The following is an 18,328-nucleotide window of genomic DNA, read 5'->3' as shown; positions in this document are numbered from 1 at the left end:
ATTCGGTACAATCCCGCTCTTATCACCGCATTTTGACAAGTCCATAAAAGAAAACAGACCATGTTTGAAATTAATCCGGTAAAAAACCGTATTCAGGACCTCACGGAGCGCTCTGACGTTCTTAGGGGGTATCTTTGACTACGATGCCAAGAAAGAGCGTCTTGAAGAAGTAAACGCCGAGCTGGAACAGCCGGACGTCTGGAACGAACCTGAACGCGCGCAGGCGCTGGGTAAAGAGCGTTCCTCTCTCGAAGCTATCGTAGATACGCTGGATCAAATGGCTCAGGGGCTGGAAGATGTTTCCGGTTTACTGGAGCTGGCCGTCGAAGCTGACGACGAAGAAACCTTTAACGAAGCCGTGGCTGAACTCGACGTGCTCGAAGAGAAGCTGGCACAGCTTGAATTCCGTCGCATGTTCTCCGGTGAATACGATAACGCTGACTGCTATCTCGATATTCAGGCAGGTTCTGGCGGTACCGAAGCCCAGGACTGGGCCAGCATGCTGATGCGCATGTATCTGCGCTGGGCGGAAGCCCGCGGCTTCAAAACCGAAATCATCGAAGAGTCTGAAGGTGAAGTGGCCGGTATTAAATCTGTCACCATCAAGATTATTGGCGATTACGCCTACGGCTGGCTGCGTACCGAGACGGGGGTTCACCGCCTGGTGCGTAAGAGCCCGTTCGACTCCGGCGGCCGTCGTCACACCTCCTTCAGCTCCGCGTTTGTCTATCCGGAAGTTGACGAAGATATCGATATCGACATCAACCCGGCGGATCTGCGTATCGACGTTTATCGCGCATCCGGCGCGGGTGGTCAGCACGTTAACCGTACGGAATCTGCGGTGCGTATCACCCACATTCCAACCGGGCTGGTGACGCAATGCCAGAACGACCGTTCCCAGCATAAGAACAAAGACCAGGCCATGAAGCAGATGAAAGCGAAGCTTTATGAGCTGGAGATGCAGAAGAAAAATGCTGAGAAACAGGCGATGGAAGATAACAAATCTGACATCGGTTGGGGCAGCCAGATCCGTTCTTACGTCCTTGATGACTCCCGCATCAAAGACCTGCGTACCGGGGTTGAAACCCGTAACACGCAGGCGGTGCTGGACGGCAGCCTGGACCAATTTATCGAAGCAAGTTTGAAAGCAGGGTTATGAGGAACCAACATGTCTGAACAACAAGCACAGGGCGCTGACGCGGTAGTCGATCTTAATAACGAACTGAAAACCCGCCGCGAGAAGCTGGCAGCACTGCGCGAGCAGGGCGTACCGTTCCCGAACGATTTTCGTCGTGACCATACCTCAGACCAACTGCACGCTGACTTCGACGGTAAAGAGAACGAAGAGCTGGAAGCGCTGAACATCGAAGTGGCCGTTGCTGGCCGCATGATGACCCGTCGTATCATGGGTAAAGCCTCCTTCGTGACGCTGCAGGACGTTGGCGGCCGTATTCAGCTGTACGTCTCCCGCGACGACCTGCCGGAAGGCATCTACAACGAGCAGTTCAAGAAGTGGGACCTGGGCGATATCCTGGGGGCGAAAGGTAAGCTGTTCAAAACCAAGACCGGTGAGCTGTCTATCCACTGCACCGAACTGCGTCTGCTGACCAAAGCCCTGCGCCCGCTGCCGGACAAATTCCATGGCCTGCAGGATCAGGAAGCGCGCTACCGTCAGCGTTACCTGGATCTCATCTCCAACGATGAATCCCGTAAGACCTTCAAGATTCGCTCTCAGATCATGGCCGGTATCCGCCAGTTCATGGTTAACCGCGACTTTATGGAAGTGGAAACCCCAATGATGCAGGTGATCCCAGGCGGCGCGTCTGCACGCCCGTTCATCACCCATCACAACGCCCTCGATCTGGACATGTACCTGCGTATCGCGCCGGAATTGTACCTGAAGCGTCTGGTCGTCGGTGGTTTTGACCGCGTGTTCGAAATCAACCGTAACTTCCGTAACGAAGGCATCTCCGTGCGTCATAACCCAGAGTTCACCATGATGGAACTCTATATGGCGTATGCGGATTATAAAGATTTGATCGAGCTGACCGAATCTCTGTTCCGTACCCTGGCGCAGGACATTCTGGGCACCACTAAAGTGCCTTACGGTGAAGAAGTCTTCGACTTCGGCAAGCCGTTCGAAAAACTGACCATGCGCGAAGCGATCATGAAATACCGTCCAGAAACCAACATGGCCGATCTGGATAACTTCGACTCTGCGAAAGCGATCGCGGAAAGCATCGGTATCAAAGTTGAGAAGAGCTGGGGTCTGGGCCGTATCGTGACCGAGATCTTCGAAGAAGTGGCCGAAGCGCACCTGATTCAGCCGACCTTCATCACCGAATACCCGGCAGAAGTTTCTCCGCTGGCACGTCGTAATGATGTGAACCCGGAAATCACTGACCGCTTTGAGTTCTTCATCGGTGGCCGCGAAATCGGCAACGGCTTTAGCGAGCTGAACGATGCAGAAGATCAGGCTCAGCGCTTCCAGGATCAGGTTAACGCGAAAGCGGCGGGCGATGACGAAGCGATGTTCTTCGACGAAGACTATGTGACTGCGCTGGAGCACGGTCTGCCACCAACCGCAGGTCTGGGGATTGGTATCGACCGTATGGTTATGCTGTTCACTAACAGCCACACCATCCGTGATGTGATCCTGTTCCCGGCGATGCGCCCGGTGAAGTAAGCCGTTAAGACAGTAAAAAAAGCCCCGAAAGGGGCTTTTTTATTGCGCCGAGAAGGCCCTGAGCGCGTCGCGGGCGACCGTCGCTTCCTGCACCATCCACGGGCTAAAGCTCCAGGGGGCAGCGTCCAGTGCGCGGAACAACGCTTCCAGCTCGACCCATTCATACTCCATCACTTCATCGTGATTAATATGCAGTTCGCTGGTGACACGTGCTGCGAATACCGGGCAAATCTCGTTCTCCACGATCCCCGAAGGATCGGCTTCACGGTAACGGAATTCAGCGGCGATGGGGGTAATATTGGCGATCTCCGCGCCAACCTCAAAGCGGCAACGGCGGATGATAGCCTGTTCCGTCTTTTCACCGGACTGAGGATGTCCGCAAACGGAGTTGGTCCAGACCCCTGGCCAGGCTTTTTTGCTTAAGGCGCGTCGGGTAACCAGACACTCACCTCTGGCGTTAAAAAGCCACGATGAGAAAGCCAGGTGCAGCGGGGTGTGGGCGGTGTGCGCGGCGTACTTTTCCTGAGTGCCAATCACCATTCCCTGGTCATTTACCAAAATAACGTGTTCTTGAATACTCATTGATGCTCCAGTGCCAACGATGCGGATGGCTCAGCACCATCAGCAGCTGCATTATACCGCATTCCTCCATGCGCCGTTTGCTCTCAAGAGCGGAAAAGGGCTGACCCATATCAGTCTGGGCTGGTATCATAGTGCGCCATTCATGCTGACCGAGGATCTGTTTTGTTTGCAGGAAGCCTGACGAGAAATCCCATTACCGCCGTTTTTTGTCTGACGCTGACGCTATTACTGGCAGGCTGTTCAGGAAGCAAGTCGTCGGATATGGGCAGCTATTCCGGTGCGGTCTATACCGTTAAGCGCGGGGATACGCTGTATCGGATTTCGCGCGCAACGGGGACCAGCGTGAAGGATCTGGCGCGTCTGAATAACATCTCTCCACCCTACACCATCGAGGTGGGGCAGAAACTGAAGGTTAACGGTGGCGCGTCTTCAACGAAGAAATCCTCAAAAGGCAAAACAGCCAAAGTGACGCCGTCCTACGCGGTGCCGCAGTCCTCATGGCCTCCGGTCGGCCAGCGTTGCTGGGTCTGGCCTGCCAGCGGCAAAGTCGTGTTGCCTTACTCCTTGTCTGAGGGGGGCAATAAAGGCATTGATATCGCTGCTGCGCGCGGCACGCCAGTCTATGCATCAGGGGCAGGGAAGGTGGTCTACGTCGGCAACCAGCTGCGCGGTTACGGTAACCTGATCATGATTAAGCATGGGGAAGATTACATCACTGCCTATGCCCACAACGATACGATGCTGGTGAACAACGGGCAGAATGTGAAGGCTGGGCAGAAGATTGCCACCATGGGCAGTACCGGTACGGACTCGGTGAAGTTACACTTCCAGATCCGCTATCGCGCCACAGCCATCGATCCGCAGCGTTATCTTCCGGCGCCAGGCAGTAAGCCAAAGTGCTAAGTGATTATATATTCGCCATTTAGTTGCAAAGAGGCTTGTATGAAGAGGCGTAAGGTCTATAATGCCTTACGCACCTCAAAGCGGGCGTAGTTCAATGGTAGAACGAGAGCTTCCCAAGCTCTATACGAGGGTTCGATTCCCTTCGCCCGCTCCAGCTATTTCCACTCTAAAATATTCTTTAGAATCAATAAGCTAAAAGCGGATGTAACCAGTGTTACCTTTAAAGGTACCCACGGGGCTACTCATTGCTGCTGCGATCTGGTATGTGGTTAGGGAGCATATCAAATAGCTGGCGGTGGTTCCACGTTCTTACCGCGATAGCCCAACAATGAACAAAAAGCCGAGCACCCGGCATAACTCCTACAGCTTTCAGTGAAGCGCATTTTTGCCGATGCTCCCACATGCCACACGTCGAGATGACGTTGCAGGGAATAAACAGGTTTTATGGTGGTTACGGTACTTGCAAACCATATGCAAGCTCTGCCAGCGTCTCAGCCACGCTCCCGAAAGGGTACACGGCGATCCTGATAAACTTCACTGTCTGACATAACCCCCGATGAAGTCGCTACGCTCCGCACGTTGTCTTACCACCAACGGGCTTTATGGCTTGTATTGTCTGAAATCTTGTAATGAGTTAATTCTCAAGGCTTCTCGATATTTACTAAAGTACCAAAAAGGCCACGACTGAAAAGTACTGCACTCAGGCGAGGGGGTGTCCCCCACTCAAAGGAAGCCTTTCCCCCGTGTGCCTCTCTGGGCTGGGTGGCTGTGGAACGTTTGAAAGAACAGTGCTGTGTGTGTTCTGCTGGGGATTCACTTTGCTGGTCTATCAGAATTCACGTACAGACGCTTGTTCAGCTTCTGAGCGAGGTTGTTCGTGCGTGGGTATCTCTGCTTTATCAAAGGCAAGGGCTATCTCTGCCGGGATGTACGAAACCAACTAATCAACAGAATGCACCAACAAGGAGATACACAGTATGAAATGGAATGATTACTCCAAGCCCGGTAGCAAATCGGGCACAGGCTACCAGAACGTTTTTGACGTTAAGCCGAAGGGGACAAGCCTAAGCCCAGCCGAGCGATCCCGATTACAGACAATCGGAAAGGAACTACGCACAGCACGGGGTCAGCACCGTGCCCGGCTGGTGCAGGAACTTGAGGACTTATCCGACAACAAGGAATTTACAGCAGCGGATTCACGCATGATTGCGGCGTATGCCAAAGCTGGGGCAATGCAAGAGCAGGATGGGTACGCACCGGGAGATGCACAGCGCATGTTGGATATGGTACGCGATGCCTCCGACGAGTAGCCCCACGTACTGAGCCCCTGTACTGAACACTTAAGAACTACCAAATGGAGAATGTATGAACACAAGTACCAACACTGAGACAATTACCCTGCCTGTACCCGGCCCCGCACAGGCTTCCTGTGAGGCCAGTCAGAACACCGTACAGGATACCGAGTATCTTTCACTGACGGCCACAGTGAACACACTGCTGGAGGCTGTACAGGCCGCTACAGATACGTCTGAGCTACCGAGCATCCAGATGTACAAGCCAGACGCGACACAGGCAGGCGCGTACCTACAGGCACACTACGGCAGTATCCTACGCGGTATGGACGAGGCTTTGCGTGATGTGCGCATCAGCAAGCCGGAGGATATCGAGTTACTGGTGCGTGGATTTCTGATTAAGCTGGTGAATCTGAGCATCCGAAGCAAACACAGCGCCCTGAATCAAGCCAGGATCAACAAGGATACTGCACAGGCTGACGCGCTGGGGGAGGAGCTATCTCACTCTGTGCAAGCGTGTATGCTCACTCAGAAGATGCGGGAGAAGTTCAGCCCGGATGAAGTGCAGCTAATCCGTGAGCATGCTCAGGCTGGGCGCATGAACATCGCCAAGAGCATGGCCGGGCAGGATGTACAGTTCCTGATTGCAGATACCAACTGGAAAGCCAAGGCCGATGCGATGGCTAAGATTCCCGGTAGCCGTAGCATTACCGCCAGTATCGGGACAAAGGATACAGGTGATTCTGTGTCCGTACAGTTCCGTGATGGTGGGTGGGTGCTGGCGTGGTGGAACTCTGCTGAAACCGGTAATGGTGACAATCCCGGCTGGGTGGTTATCCAGTGCAGTGAGAACCTGCTGGACACCTTGCAGCGTGAGCGTGCACAACAGCGAGAGATTGATACTCTGTTAGGCCGCCGACGCCCGCAGATGCAAAGCAAGGTATTCACTGATGAGCTGGCGTAAGGTCAGCATACCCCCCCTCCAGTCTGGCAAACACCCCACAAATAGAGAACTCCATCTCATGCGGCTTGGTTACCCCGAGTACCAACAACGGCTCAGCAGCATTCAGCAGCACAACCCCGCTCGATACAACGCCATTATGGATAAGCAGAAACTCTTCAATAGTGGTGACTTCCGATGTGTGAAATGTGGGGGTGTCGAGCAGTACACCCGGAATCTGGCTTGCCGTGGTTGCTGTATTAAACGTAGCAAGGCGGTGTTTGTTCTTCTCGAATCGCCGTACATCCTGAATCCCGAGTACCGGTATATCCCCGATGAGGCGGCCTCAGAGCGGTATCAGGAGCGTGTGCAGGCGAAGCAGTACCTCGATTGGTTCCGTAGTGAGTTAATGCTGGTACGTGTCCAGTGCGGTCAGTGGCTGCTTGAGCGTGGTGTGCTGTTCCAGCCCGGTACCGGGGGACGTACTCAGGGCGTGCGGTACTTGCAACCCAACCAGAAACGACATGCCGAGTTTATGAATGATCCCGAGTATCGGGAAATCTTGAATTATATCGAAAATACTATAGGAGAAAGGCCATGAACGGTGATCTGGGTTGTTCATTACAAGAGGCTATTGCCCTTAACCGAGTTTTAAAGCTGTGTAGCGATGCACCTTCGGGGCTGGCGTGGAGAGCACGCTCTGGGAAAGGTAAGGCGAATAAGCGGGAAGGCGACCCAGCAGGCGGTTTAAATAGCCCGGGTGGGCGGGATTATCGAGTCATGGTGAACGGGAAGCGGTGGACTGCTCCCGCCGCCGTTCGAATTCTGCTGAGTCTGGAATCTGTCCAGCGAATCAAAAAGGAGGTGTGATGCTGTGTACAAAACAAAAGGCGCTGCCTACGCAAGTACCAGCGCTTCACGAGTCGCTTTGCTTAGCCAATGATTCCCCGTCCGGTGTACGTTACAGCGTGCAAGGCTCCCTCGGTGCCCGTATTCCAACGTGTGTCGCTGGGTTGCCTACAATCCAAACGTCGTGGCCCCCTGATGTGGCTGAGGCATTCAGAGGCCAGCACTTGCACCCGTTAGATTATGAAGTGTCAGTACAAACAGGTTGGGATATCCAAGAGATAGGCGAAGGCTTGTGGGACGTTAATCCTTTGCTAGAAACATTCCCTGCTGCTGAGGTTCGCGCTGCTTTGAAGCACTTAGAGCTTGAGCGTGAGATTCAGTTGCTAACGCGAATTGTTGAGGCTGATAAAGAGCAAGTGCAGAAAAAAGACGTTAAAAAAGTATCTAGGTTCAATGGTCAGAGCGCCGATTAAGAGGCTACATATCGCCGCAACGTATTTTAACTTCAAAAATAATATACTCCATTGATTTAAAATTCAATCAAACTTGTACCGGTATATCGTCTTATACGTTGGTAATAGCAATCGTGCCTCTAACTCAAATCATCAGTTGGTATAATGTGGTACGATACTGCTGTCACCAATACCCCCCCCCCCCCCCCCCCCTATACTATTACCGTGCTGTTAAGTCTCAATCAAAAAAATTTAACCTTGCTATGCTTCTTGTACATGTTAATCGTTCATGAAAGTAATGCTCCATAATATGGGTGTTCAGTGTTTTTAAATTTATGAGCGGTTAACATGGTTTTAGATTGCAGGGTGTTCATCATAGGTTGACTGATATTGGTTTCTATTGTTGGTTTGTTTTTTGTTGCTCAATATAAACTCAATGTATTTTAAGGAGTGTCTTATTATAAGTAATGATAAGGAGAATGATATTATATTTAATTGCTTTGCAGTCGATACAGAATCTCCGAGCGGTTTAACTTGGAAGCGTGTCCTATCCCAGAGAGTTAAAATCGGTGCTTGTGCTGGGACTCTCGGTAAAGATGGTTATTGGTCTGTTCAATTAAAAGGAAAGAAGTACGCTGTACATCGTATTATCTGGTCTCTTACCAATGGCGCTATTCCTGCTGGGCATTGTATCGACCATATAGACGGAGATAAAAGTAATAACAATATCCTGAATCTGCGATTAGCTACCAGAGCGCAGAACAACCAGAATGCACGTAAATGTATTACGGGTAATAATCTCCCCAAGGGAATCAGTGTTAATAAAACAAATGGGGTTTATTGTGCTCAAGTCCAAGGTAATGGGAAACGGTGGCGTAAGCATGGGAAGAACCTTGAGCAACTCACCCATGAGGTTCAATTAGCCCGTACAATCTCACACGGGCAATTCACATGTCACGGGTAGATGGGGTTATTTATTATCTTCTAAGGCAGGGCAACGGGGCGTTGTTAAGTCACTGCACCGCCCAATATTTCGACCATAAATAATAAACTCCCTCGGCTTGGTTGGGTAGTATTTATCGAATAAAGTTATCGTTTCATTTAGTAACTGATTGCATGAGTCAGGGGAGGCGGTGACGAGATGCCCATTAACTTCTAATAAGCAACCGGGGCTGTAGTACCAGCCATTAAAACGTTTAATATCAACATCACGTAAAGAAATCGTATCAGTGCCGCTTCCAATATAATATGATGCTTCATCATTCATTGGAGCGCGAGAGAATACAAGTAGAATGCCTACTACAAAGCTCAGTGCGATAAGTTGGGCTACTATTGAGATAGCCCGCCCTTTAATTATGGATACCTTGAACATACTAGCCCCTTGCTGAATGGGATTGTTATTATACAGGTACAGTTGTGCCGTTATGTTCCGTAATCTAGGCGGCAACCACTGTGCATTAATAATTTATCCTCCCCAGCGTATTCCATTTTCTTCGACAGCGTACGGGATGTTTGGATGCGCTGCTTCCCATACTTTTAGAAATAGGCCTATGTGTTTTGAGCAAGTGCCGGGATAAGCAGATAACCCGTCCGTTGTTTCTATGACACAGGCGTTTGAGTTCTCCTCGGTCAGGTTCTTTGCTGCGGGATAAACAGCGAAAGTATCTATAAAGCGGATTGTTACGGCACCTAGATCGTTGGCATTTACAGGCGGTGCGCCATACAACACGCTAAAAACTAAAATACTCAGCCTAAATATTCTCATACAGATTCCCTTTTCATGGGCAGATTGGTTTTTGATCTCAATACTGCCAGTAGCGAGAAGGCATTGATAATTGGTTTGATAGATCAATACTCGTTAATCGATCGGTTTAATCGATCATCTTTGGTGAGCTTCCACATGGTAAATCGCTTGTACCAGTGACACATAATCGGCTAGTTCTGATAGAAGTGCACCAGAGCTGTAAGTTTTGAATGATTCAGTCTTGCCCCTTTCATGACCGACAATCTGTGCAATCCTATCCTCCGGTACGCCAGCGCGGTCTAAGGCAGTAATGAACATTCCGCGCAGACTATGAAAGCATTGTCTGTCTGTGGCATTGGGTAAAACCTTATCCCGTAGGCGGGTGAATTGCTGGCTGTACCACGGCCCCCTTTTACCATCGAGTCGCTTTATCAAATTTGACTGAGGTAACAGGTACTCGCCTAGCTCGCCTTGCTGGTTCAATTGTTTGCATCTGGTGATGACGCTTTGTAACGCTGGGTGCATTGGTACAACCCGTACGCCTGCTTTTGTTTTAGCTGCTCTCACGCTAAAGCACATGACACCCTCGATTTCTGAGGCGTCAGAGATCCGTAGAGAGGCGATTTCATCTAACCGCATACCTGAGTAAAGCCCGATTAAAATAACGTCCTGTAGATCGTCTGAGGCGTTATTAAGTAGGGTATTTATTTCATCCGGGGTGAATGCTTCATAGCTTTTTATTGTTTGCTTGGCCTCTAGTCTATGCCCGGTAAATGGGGAGGCCGCTGGTATATCGTCGTAGCAACGGCGGGCGTACTCGTACACCGTGTTTAATCCTGATAAATAATTCTGGATAGTCTGCTTGGATTTCTTAGGCTTGAGCGCTCGAATAAATCCCGTTACCTCGGTGCGGCTGATGCCTGTCAGTTCGGTATCAGAAACGTTTAGATACTTGAGAAATAAACGAGAGGCTAGGGCATGTTTGCTTATTGTGCTGGGGCTTCGAGATTGTTTGTACTCGGTGAGGTACTCATTCGTAACGGCCTTTAGCATGACCCTTTGGTCTGAAAGCGCTTGTGCTGATTCTCCTAGTTGTTGTATAGCGTGGATAGCGCGATTTAATAATACCGCTCCGGTATCAATTGCGTGCTTTTCCTTTACGTGGTTCCACTCAACAACTAGGCGGTCTCGAACTACTCTCGCTTTCAGGACGTCTCGTTGCCCTGTGCTTTTCTTAAATAGCTTTCGTCCATCGGTTAAGTGGCGCATATGCCTAGGGACTGATATTTGAAACATCCAAAGGCCTGTTTCATGTTTGTACAGGTACTGGTTCTTGTTGCTGCTACCCATAGCGCTACCCCGTGTGGTGATGTATATTCACCGCACCAGCAATGGGGTTCGGCACTTTCGGCTATACAAGAAAGTACTTTTGTTCGATTCCCTTCGCCCGCTCCAGATTACTGATAAATAAGATTATTGTTTATCAGATAGTTAATTTTCTCCGCTAATGCAGATACCGCCGTAACTACACATTGCACGATCGCCGCGACTGTCGTGTGGTTGGTATGGAGTAGTCGGGAGCATAGCGATGGGCTGCTAGTTATTTCAACATTCTTTCTGCGACACTCTGGTAACCAACAAAAACCACCTACAGCATCATCCTGAAGACTTTTAGTGAAGTGCATTTTATCCCGATTCCCTTGCTCGATCGCCGCGAGATGCCGCAGGAAATAAACAGGTTTATGGTGTACACGGTACTTGCAGACCATATGCAAGCGTTGCCAACGGTTCGGCCTCGTTCCCATTGGGTTTATGGATCCTGATAAGTCTCGCTAATTGATATAACCCTGCTGAAGTTGTTGATGAAGTCGGTGACAATGTACGACTCAAAGTACTATCTAGGATTGCAGATTGCAGATTGCAGATTGCAGATTGCAGATTGCAGATTGCAGACATCCTGACTGGGGTTGCGAACTCCGGGTTTTTGCAGTATCTGAATACAAGGTTAGAACTATCAGTGGCTAAATAGCTTGCCTTTGCACGGATGGCTGCTCTGTTTGGCTGGTATATCTTCCATTACGATACGTTCCCGAATAAGAATTTTAATAGTTGGTATTTTCCACAAGAGGTGCGAGCTATACCGGGCCCCAGGAGTATTCGCCCAGATTATAGCGTTCCGGTGGTTAAGTGGGGGGAGCTGGTCTGCTCTACCATTAACACAAGATGGATGTGAGTGGAAAATTTGATGACTTACAATGAACCAGACCCCGTAACAAAACGTGTATTGCCGCGAGCTGAGTACACGAGAAACTATGTAGCAAAGTTGGCACAAATAGCGCGGATAAAACAGCTCACTGCGTATATGAATTGTTTTGCTGAGCGAGGTGATTGAAGCGCCCCGAATCCTTCTACGAAAGAAGACTCACTCAAGCTACTGCATGTACGCCAAATGCGTATGAGATAGGATGCAAGTGCTGGAGTGTAACTTTGAGGAACTGTACGAACATGCAGATGCTGGCTTGAAATGTGCTGGCGTGGAGAGACTTTTGAGTTGAAGAGTGGGCGGCTGAGTTTGATATTACTGAACTGAATGCGTTATAGGAGTGGTTCTTAAACTGTGCCAGATTTTTGTTGGACTTTTGCTGCATACCAGTAACCCTCCCTCGTCGGCTTCTCCGGTATGGGCAATGGCTTCAGCGGTCTGGTGACGGGGATTCTCTGAACTAAAAGGGAGTAGCCACTTACGATGCTGTTATGCGAAACTTACCGCTTCTGAAAAAATGTGGTGGGACCCGCTCAATGTCAGAACATTCTCCGCAATGTCTTTTTAATGAAGGACTCATAAATTTTCCTGATGGTTATCAGGATCGTACCGTCAATGTTTTCGTTCCGCCAGTTGCTGAAGCTCCGGCATTCAATATCTCCCGCGATACCCTCAATCCCGGCGAAGCGCTTGCAGCCTATATCGATCGCCAGTTAGCCCTGATGGAAAAACACCTCAAGGGCTGGAAACAGAGCGCGCGCAACGCTGTAACACTGGGCGATAACCTTTTACAGGGTGAAATCGTCCATGCCAGCTACCTGCGCGACGGTAAACGCATCTGGCAGCAGCAGGCCGTATTTAATGCCAACACTGATAAGGTGTTGGTTTTTACCATGACCTGTTCTCGCACACTGAGTGATGCTGACAGCACACTGCTAGGTGGTCTTCTCAGGAGCTTTCGCTTCCACAATTAACATCAGGGACAGTTGTTATGTTTGAAGCTGCGCGCGTTGATGATGATATCGGGCACTCCGGTGCACTGGCTGGGATGATTGCCGGAACGATTGTCGGCGGCCTGATTGCGGCAGCCGGGGGAATTCTGGCAGGCGCGATGTTTATAGCTGGCCTTGGTGCGTCTTGTCTTGGCGTGGGCATCCTGCTTGTTGGTGCCAGCCTTGCTGTCGGATATTACACCGGGGAGTTGGCGACCGCCGCCAGGGATAGTATTGCGGATGCAGGTGCATCGAGTATGACGAAAAAAGGCGTCATAACCTCCGGCTCGCACAATGTTTTTATCAACGGTAAAGCCGCCGGCATTGCCACTGACAGCACCGTCGATTGTTCTGACGACGGTTCGCAGCAGATGGCTGAAGGATCCTCGCGCGTCTCTATCAATAACATGCCTGCGGCGCGCATCGGAGATCGGACCACCTGCGATGCGAAGGTGATGACCGGTTCAAACAATGTCATTATCGGAGGTGACCCGCAGCAAACTCTGCCCATTCAGTCTGAGGTCCCCGAGTGGCTGTATAAAGTCTCGGATCTTACCCTGCTGTTCGCCGGACTGCTCGGCGGCTGGGGCGGTGCGGCCGGTAAAGTTGGGGCACTGTCGAAGCTGCTGGGTAAAATCCCCGGCATCAATAAACTGGCCCGTATCGCCTGCCGTGCCGGCACGCTTATGACCGGTGTTGCCGCGGCGGGGATCATTGCCCGCCCAGTGGATATCGTCAGTGGACAGAAGTTTCTCAGCGGGGATGATGAGCTGGATTTCGTCCTGCCTTCGCGTCTGCCCGTGCGATGGCAGCGCTACTGGCGTAGCGGCAACCCCAGTGACAGCGTTCTTGGTCGCGGCTGGAGCCTGTTCTGGGAAAGCCGTTTGGAGCATTATCAGGACGGCCTGGTATGGCGCGCACCGTCTGGCGATTACATTACCTTTCCGAGGGTGCCTAAAGGGCTGCGAACCTACTGCGAAAGTGAAAAAAACTGGCTTGAACATCACCAGGACGACAGCTGGTCGGTGTATGGCGTCAGCGGTGAGCGCTGGCACTATGCACCGCTGCAGGATGGTGCCCCGTCACTGCTGCAGCGCATCTCCGAACCCTGCGGTAGCGCTATCCTTTTCGAGTGGAATGCGGATAGTACCTTACATGCACTAACCGACAGCGCAGGCCAGCGTGTGGTCTGCCGCTACGACGGTGACAGGCTCGCCAGCACCTGGCTAGATGACGAGATATGCCTGGTCAGTTACGCTTATGATGAACAGCGCCAACTGGTCTCCGTGATCGGCCGGGGCGGCAGCGTGCGCCGATGCTTCCGCTGGCAGGACGGGCTGATGAGCGCCCATGAAGATCCCAACGGACTGCTGAGCGAATACCGCTGGCGGGAGATTGACGGTCTGCCGCGCGTGGTCGGCTTCCGCCATAGCGGCGGCGAACAACTGACGTTCGAATATGATTTTGAGAGTGGGATTCGTCGGGCCATCCGTGATGACGGCGCGCAGGCGCACTGGCTCATTGATGACGATGATAACGTCGCACGCTTCACGGATTACGACGGCCGCCAGACGACGTTTGTCTACCGCGACGGCGAACTTTGCGACGTCATTCTGCCCGGCGGTGCGATGCGCCGCAGCACGTGGGATAAATACGGACGCATGACCAGCGAGACGGACCCGGCTGGCCGCCGCACGGAATATCACTGGCATCGTCTGAGTGACCGTATCACCCGGACGGTGTACCCGGACGGTACATCCTTGCAGGCCATGTATGACTTCCGAGGTCGCCTGCTGTCGGAAACGGATCCGGCCGGTAACGCCACCGCGTATCGCTATCCCGATGATGAAGAAAGGCTGCCGGAGAGCATCATCGATGCCATTGGTGGCGTGGTGCATCTTGTCTGGAACCATCAGGGGCTGCTGATGCAACGCACCGACTGTTCCGGCAGCGTGACCAGCTTCACATATGACCGTTTCGGACAGTTGATAACCAGTGAGGATGCGGAAGGGAATATTACACGTCGGGAATGGAGCCGTGCCGGGCTGCTGAGTGCCGTGATCCACCCGGACGGAAGTCGCGAGTCGCTGATGTGGAACGAACGCGGCCAGCTCACGGGCTGGCGTGACCCACTGGAAAGCGAGGTAAGCTGGGCATATAACGCGCTCGGCCTCCCCATAAGCCTCACCGACCGAATTGGCCGCGTGCGCCGCTGGGACTACGACCCGCGCGGTAACCTGCTACGACTCGATAACGGCAACGGCGCGGAATACCGCTTCACTTATGACGCCGTGGGACGCCCACTCAGCGAAAGGCGCCCCGACGAGATCGTGCTCCATATGGAATGGGACGCGCGGGGTTTCCTCTGCGCGCTCGAAGAAAACGGACAGCCTGCCGCCGATGGTGGCATCGCCCGTCGCGTCCAGCAGTTCAGATATGACGATAGTGGGCTGCTGCTTGGGCGCACTCACCGCCACGCGGAGTATAGCTTCTTCCGCGACCTGAGTGGCCAAATCACCCGCATCAGCCGCACGCCTACGGCCGAAGGCGTTGCTTTGGGTATCGAAAGCGATGAGATCGCTTACCGCCACGATGCCGGCGGGCGCGTGCTGAGCGAATCCGGCATCAACGGCGAGGTGGGCTACGAATGGGATGCGCTGAGCAATCTGACCACCCTGAAGCTGTCCGGCGAACAAAAGATGTCCTGGCTGCACTACGGCTCCGGCCACGTCAGCGCCATCCGCTTCGGGCAGCAACTAGTGACCGAGTTTACCCGCGACCACCTGCACCGAGAAGTTCGCCGCACTCAGGGCGCGCGCGAGCAGTTCCGCCGGTATGACAGCCTCGGCAGGCGAACCATGCAGCGCAGCGAATTGAGTACGAACGTCACCCTGCCGGAGCAGTCGCTCCTCGAGCGCCTGTATCGTTACACCGCGCGTGGTGAGCTTTCGGGTGTCAGCGACACCTTGCGGGGCGAAGTAAATTATGGTTACGACGCAGAAGGGCGTCTGCAGAAGCACTACGAAGCCCGCCTGGGGCATAAAAGCGCGCATTTCAGCTATGATGCTGCGGATAACCTCGCAGCTAGCGATGAAGATGCGCCGGTAACCGATAACCGCTTGCAGCACTGGCAGGCGCTGTTTATGAAATACGACCACTGGGGTAACCTGGTGAGTCGTCGCAATGGGCTGTATGAACAGCATTATGCTTGGGATGCCGAGAACCGGCTGGTGTCCGCGCGGGGAACCGGACCGGAAGGACGGTTTGAGGCTCGCTATCATTATGACGCGCTGGGCCGCCGTACGCGCAAAATCGTCACCACGGCGCATGGCATCACCGAGACGCGCTTCCTGTGGCAGGGCTACCGCCTGCTGCAGGAGCAGCAGGAAACCGGGATGTGCAGCACTTATGTTTATGACCCGAATGAAGCCTGGAGCCCGCTGGCACGGGTGGACCATCTTCGTAGCCAGAGCAGCGGTGAGATTTACTGGTTTAGTACTGACCTGAACGGCGCGCCGCTGGAGGTGACTGACGAACGTGGCGCGGTGCGCTGGAGCGGCCAGTATGGCAGTTTTGGAGAAGTCCGCTATCAGACTGTAGGGGCTACAAAGTTTGTTCAGCGCACGGCGATGGCGATGCCGCATCAGCCGCTTCGTTATGCTGGGCAGTATGCTGACGGTGAAACGGGGCTACACTTTAACCTGTTCCGCTACTACGACCCACAGGTTGGGCGGTTTATTGTCCAGGATCCTATTGGGCTGAATGGTGGGTGGAACCTTTATCAGTATGCGCCTAATCCGTATGGGTGGATTGATCCGTGGGGACTTTCTGCGCAAGATTTGGTTCGTTACAAACCAGATCCCACTCTTAGCGCGCAGCCGGGCGCCAGGGCGACAGCAATAAGCCGAGCATGGGGAGAAGAAAGAGAACTGGTTGCAGCTGGAGGAGGAAGCCGGGACTGGACGGCCGCTGAACGCGAAGTAATACTAAGTACAAAAAATAATCGCCAATTATCGTCGGTTATGTCCGAAATGGGCTATACAGGCCATCATATCAATAGTGTGAAAGGGAACGGTGTTTTAGGAGGAAAATGGCAAGGCGATCCAAGGAATATTGTATTTCTCCAGAATGCTAATCATCCAAGCGGCTATGATGAACATTTACATGGTTTGCAAGGTCACCGAGGAAGTTATGACACTCCAGGTAAAGGTCGATTGATAGACCGTAACCTGACCCGTAAGAATTTAAAGAGCTGTCAATAATATCAGTGAATGTGATAAATATGAGGTGTTATTATGAGTGAAATTGAAGAGTCATTAAAAAAATTTGTTGCTATTTGCAATAAATTTTCACTGTCCGGGAGTTTCAATATCGTTAATGACATTGACAACGTATTCCCCTCCAACTTACCTCGCTCGGCAGAGTTGGATTATTTATATGGAAAAAATAATCCTGAGAAGTTAAAAATAGAAACAGGTTTTACGCCAATTAAATTTTATTCAGTCAGTGAACTTGCAAAAGCTCAAAGTGGTTATGAATACTTACCAGATAATTATCTTGTAATTGGCGATGATTTAGGTGGAGGTAAGCCTATAATTGCTGTTGTAGATGAAGGTAATACCTCTATTTATGCGTCTTATGACGTAGTTGAACCGTTTAAAATAGCTGACAATCTCTCTGGCTTTTTACTTTCTCTAACAGAGCTCATTGATTTGGTATATGGTTATTACGATATTTTTGATATAGCAGATGATAATGATGAAGTAAAAAAAGATTTTATGGATGAGTTAAAGGTAAGGGTTGTTCCATTTATCGGAGATGAAAATTTCAATGCATTTTATGATTATTTTTATGGATGAATCTCTGTGTTTCCTTTGATGGGGGATGTGGGGGTATAATTATACGGGCCGTCTTGTAGGTGGTCCGCCTGATTATTTTTGATCTATAATACGATGCTTGATATTATTTTCTTGGAGAAATTATATTATTCCACGTCAGATGAAAGGTCATGAGCTAGTCAGCAAGTTACAGTTGAGTTGATAAGAAAGTTTGACCCAGCCTGCGTGTGAATAACTGCACCCACTTTGCCTTCATCCCCATCTCCAGCGCTAATCGGGAGTTAGCCAATTCTACTACATCAATATCCGATTAGTCTCGCTTGATATCTACTGTAAGGACATTTCCCTTCGTAAATGCAAGCCTCATGCCGGTGCTAATTATTACTGGTACCTTTTCCGTATAGCTGCGATCGGTATATTGGGGGTAATATTCACGTTAAGAGCAAAAGACCGGTTCATTAATGAAGATGTAAATGTTTGCCGGTCAAATGACTTAGAAAGTGAAATAGGAACGGTATTTTGCTCCGCCCCCCAAAAAAACAGCATCCTATCTGCAATCAGGACTGTTTTGCCGCTTTACTCTGTGGGCAATCGTTGCCGCCCTGCATCACAACTTTTTCACTGCGCGAAGCATCGCCATACACGCATAACGTACCTTCATCGGTATGAATTTGCTCTTTCAGCGGCAGGGGCGTTTCCTGGGCGATGGCATAGCAGGAGAGCGCCGGGAAAAGGGTGAGGGCACTTATGAACAGAAAGGTTTTCATCATCTCGCTCCAGAACAGGG

At 51.4% G+C, this 18,328-nt stretch carries 17 protein-coding genes, 1 tRNA gene and 1 pseudogene; 14 read left to right on the top strand and 5 right to left on the bottom strand.

The features are described 5' to 3' along the window. Positions 1-60 precede the first annotated feature (60 nt). A protein-coding gene (prfB, locus tag AAIR21_RS14265; RefSeq protein WP_104440355.1) for a peptide chain release factor 2 occupies positions 61-1,159 on the top strand; the annotation gives its coding sequence in 2 pieces (ribosomal slippage) (positions 61-135 and positions 137-1,159; 1,098 coding nt in all). Between the two features lie 9 nt (positions 1,160-1,168). Continuing rightward, positions 1,169-2,686, top strand: a complete 1,518-nt coding sequence (gene lysS / locus AAIR21_RS14260) for a lysine--tRNA ligase (RefSeq protein ID WP_044866096.1) — start codon at positions 1,169-1,171, stop codon at positions 2,684-2,686. 39 nt (positions 2,687-2,725) lie between these two features. Here lysS and idi read toward each other — a convergent pair whose 3' ends face one another. After that, a complete protein-coding gene (idi, locus tag AAIR21_RS14255) occupies positions 2,726-3,268 on the bottom strand; it encodes an isopentenyl-diphosphate Delta-isomerase (protein WP_113656428.1) in 543 nt (180 codons plus the stop codon). A gap of 25 nt (positions 3,269-3,293) precedes the next feature. Between idi and AAIR21_RS14250 the strand changes: the two genes are divergently transcribed. From AAIR21_RS14250 to AAIR21_RS14215, 8 genes are all read left to right on the top strand, one after another. After that, the gene (locus tag AAIR21_RS14250; protein WP_183516696.1) at positions 3,294-3,449 is read left to right on the top strand and encodes a hypothetical protein; all 156 of its coding nucleotides are present in this window, start codon (positions 3,294-3,296) and stop codon (positions 3,447-3,449) included. Continuing rightward, complete coding sequence (gene actS / locus AAIR21_RS14245) at positions 3,431-4,171, top strand: amidase activator ActS (protein ID WP_014171504.1); 741 nt, start codon at positions 3,431-3,433, stop codon at positions 4,169-4,171. The genes AAIR21_RS14250 and actS overlap by 19 nt, the downstream gene beginning before the upstream one ends. An 80-nt stretch (positions 4,172-4,251) precedes the next feature. Further along, a tRNA-Gly gene (locus AAIR21_RS14240) sits at positions 4,252-4,325 on the top strand. An 823-nt stretch (positions 4,326-5,148) separates the two neighbouring features. After that, positions 5,149-5,481: a hypothetical protein gene (locus AAIR21_RS14235; protein ID WP_182382657.1), complete on the top strand. Its 333-nt coding sequence runs from the start codon at positions 5,149-5,151 to the stop codon at positions 5,479-5,481. 55 nt (positions 5,482-5,536) lie between these two features. Further along, positions 5,537-6,427 (top strand): hypothetical protein, encoded by an 891-nt coding sequence (locus AAIR21_RS14230; RefSeq protein WP_182382656.1) that lies wholly within the window; start codon positions 5,537-5,539, stop codon positions 6,425-6,427. Further along, positions 6,414-7,004, top strand: coding sequence for a hypothetical protein (locus tag AAIR21_RS14225; protein WP_182382655.1), 591 nt, complete (start codon positions 6,414-6,416; stop codon positions 7,002-7,004). Before AAIR21_RS14230 ends, AAIR21_RS14225 begins: the two co-directional genes overlap by 14 nt. Before the next feature lie 445 nt (positions 7,005-7,449). Next, a complete protein-coding gene (locus AAIR21_RS14220) occupies positions 7,450-7,725 on the top strand; it encodes a hypothetical protein (RefSeq protein ID WP_249421921.1) in 276 nt (91 codons plus the stop codon). A gap of 415 nt (positions 7,726-8,140) precedes the next feature. Then, complete coding sequence (locus AAIR21_RS14215) at positions 8,141-8,668, top strand: HNH endonuclease (RefSeq protein ID WP_182382653.1); 528 nt, start codon at positions 8,141-8,143, stop codon at positions 8,666-8,668. A gap of 6 nt (positions 8,669-8,674) precedes the next feature. Here the strand turns inward: AAIR21_RS14215 and AAIR21_RS14210 are convergent, their stop codons facing one another. From AAIR21_RS14210 to AAIR21_RS14200, 3 genes are all read right to left on the bottom strand, one after another. Then, positions 8,675-9,076, bottom strand: coding sequence for a hypothetical protein (locus AAIR21_RS14210; protein ID WP_325941284.1), 402 nt, complete (start codon positions 9,074-9,076; stop codon positions 8,675-8,677). A 93-nt stretch (positions 9,077-9,169) separates the two neighbouring features. Beyond that, positions 9,170-9,556, bottom strand: coding sequence for a hypothetical protein (locus AAIR21_RS14205; RefSeq protein WP_161623269.1), 387 nt, complete (start codon positions 9,554-9,556; stop codon positions 9,170-9,172). 27 nt (positions 9,557-9,583) lie between these two features. Then, positions 9,584-10,798, bottom strand: a complete 1,215-nt coding sequence (locus AAIR21_RS14200; protein WP_137362215.1) for a site-specific integrase — start codon at positions 10,796-10,798, stop codon at positions 9,584-9,586. A gap of 500 nt (positions 10,799-11,298) precedes the next feature. On the opposite strand from AAIR21_RS14200, the pseudogene AAIR21_RS14195 reads away from it, so the two are divergent. From AAIR21_RS14195 to AAIR21_RS14180, 4 genes and pseudogenes are all read left to right on the top strand, one after another. After that, positions 11,299-11,681, top strand: a pseudogene (locus AAIR21_RS14195) (hypothetical protein); the annotation flags it as partial. A 566-nt stretch (positions 11,682-12,247) separates the two neighbouring features. Further along, positions 12,248-12,685 carry a DcrB-related protein gene (locus AAIR21_RS14190; RefSeq protein ID WP_020883737.1) on the top strand — a complete coding sequence of 146 codons (438 nt, stop codon included), beginning with the start codon at positions 12,248-12,250 and terminating at the stop codon, positions 12,683-12,685. A gap of 17 nt (positions 12,686-12,702) precedes the next feature. Next, complete coding sequence (locus AAIR21_RS14185) at positions 12,703-16,965, top strand: RHS repeat-associated core domain-containing protein (RefSeq protein ID WP_183516695.1); 4,263 nt, start codon at positions 12,703-12,705, stop codon at positions 16,963-16,965. A 33-nt stretch (positions 16,966-16,998) separates the two neighbouring features. Continuing rightward, a complete protein-coding gene (locus tag AAIR21_RS14180) occupies positions 16,999-17,562 on the top strand; it encodes a hypothetical protein (protein WP_020883739.1) in 564 nt (187 codons plus the stop codon). Positions 17,563-18,098: 536 nt separating this feature from the next. Here the strand turns inward: AAIR21_RS14180 and AAIR21_RS14175 are convergent. Beyond that, positions 18,099-18,311: a hypothetical protein gene (locus tag AAIR21_RS14175; protein ID WP_014171502.1), complete on the bottom strand. Its 213-nt coding sequence runs from the start codon at positions 18,309-18,311 to the stop codon at positions 18,099-18,101. Positions 18,312-18,328 lie beyond the last annotated feature (17 nt).

It is taken from the genome of Enterobacter sp. PTB, assembly GCF_051130085.1.
Classification (GTDB): domain Bacteria; phylum Pseudomonadota; class Gammaproteobacteria; order Enterobacterales; family Enterobacteriaceae; genus Enterobacter; species Enterobacter ludwigii.
The sequence above is the reverse complement of the archived record's forward strand: the minus strand, read 5'-3'. Positions and strand labels throughout refer to the sequence as shown.

What these genes read in the sequence shown, in the direction of transcription:
- lysS (WP_044866096.1), top strand. Translation starts at nt 1,169, where the DNA reads ATGTCTGAACAACAAGCACAGGGCGCTGACGCGGTAGTCGATCTTAAT.
- idi (WP_113656428.1), bottom strand. Translation starts at nt 3,268, where the DNA reads ATGAGTATTCAAGAACACGTTATTTTGGTAAATGACCAGGGAATGGTG.
- AAIR21_RS14250 (WP_183516696.1), top strand. Translation starts at nt 3,294, where the DNA reads ATGGCTCAGCACCATCAGCAGCTGCATTATACCGCATTCCTCCATGCG.
- AAIR21_RS14235 (WP_182382657.1), top strand. Translation starts at nt 5,149, where the DNA reads ATGAAATGGAATGATTACTCCAAGCCCGGTAGCAAATCGGGCACAGGC.
- AAIR21_RS14230 (WP_182382656.1), top strand. Translation starts at nt 5,537, where the DNA reads ATGAACACAAGTACCAACACTGAGACAATTACCCTGCCTGTACCCGGC.
- AAIR21_RS14225 (WP_182382655.1), top strand. Translation starts at nt 6,414, where the DNA reads ATGAGCTGGCGTAAGGTCAGCATACCCCCCCTCCAGTCTGGCAAACAC.
- AAIR21_RS14215 (WP_182382653.1), top strand. Translation starts at nt 8,141, where the DNA reads ATGTATTTTAAGGAGTGTCTTATTATAAGTAATGATAAGGAGAATGAT.
- AAIR21_RS14210 (WP_325941284.1), bottom strand. Translation starts at nt 9,076, where the DNA reads ATGTTCAAGGTATCCATAATTAAAGGGCGGGCTATCTCAATAGTAGCC.
- AAIR21_RS14200 (WP_137362215.1), bottom strand. Translation starts at nt 10,798, where the DNA reads ATGGGTAGCAGCAACAAGAACCAGTACCTGTACAAACATGAAACAGGC.
- AAIR21_RS14190 (WP_020883737.1), top strand. Translation starts at nt 12,248, where the DNA reads ATGTCAGAACATTCTCCGCAATGTCTTTTTAATGAAGGACTCATAAAT.
- AAIR21_RS14185 (WP_183516695.1), top strand. Translation starts at nt 12,703, where the DNA reads ATGTTTGAAGCTGCGCGCGTTGATGATGATATCGGGCACTCCGGTGCA.
- AAIR21_RS14180 (WP_020883739.1), top strand. Translation starts at nt 16,999, where the DNA reads ATGAGTGAAATTGAAGAGTCATTAAAAAAATTTGTTGCTATTTGCAAT.
- AAIR21_RS14175 (WP_014171502.1), bottom strand. Translation starts at nt 18,311, where the DNA reads ATGATGAAAACCTTTCTGTTCATAAGTGCCCTCACCCTTTTCCCGGCG.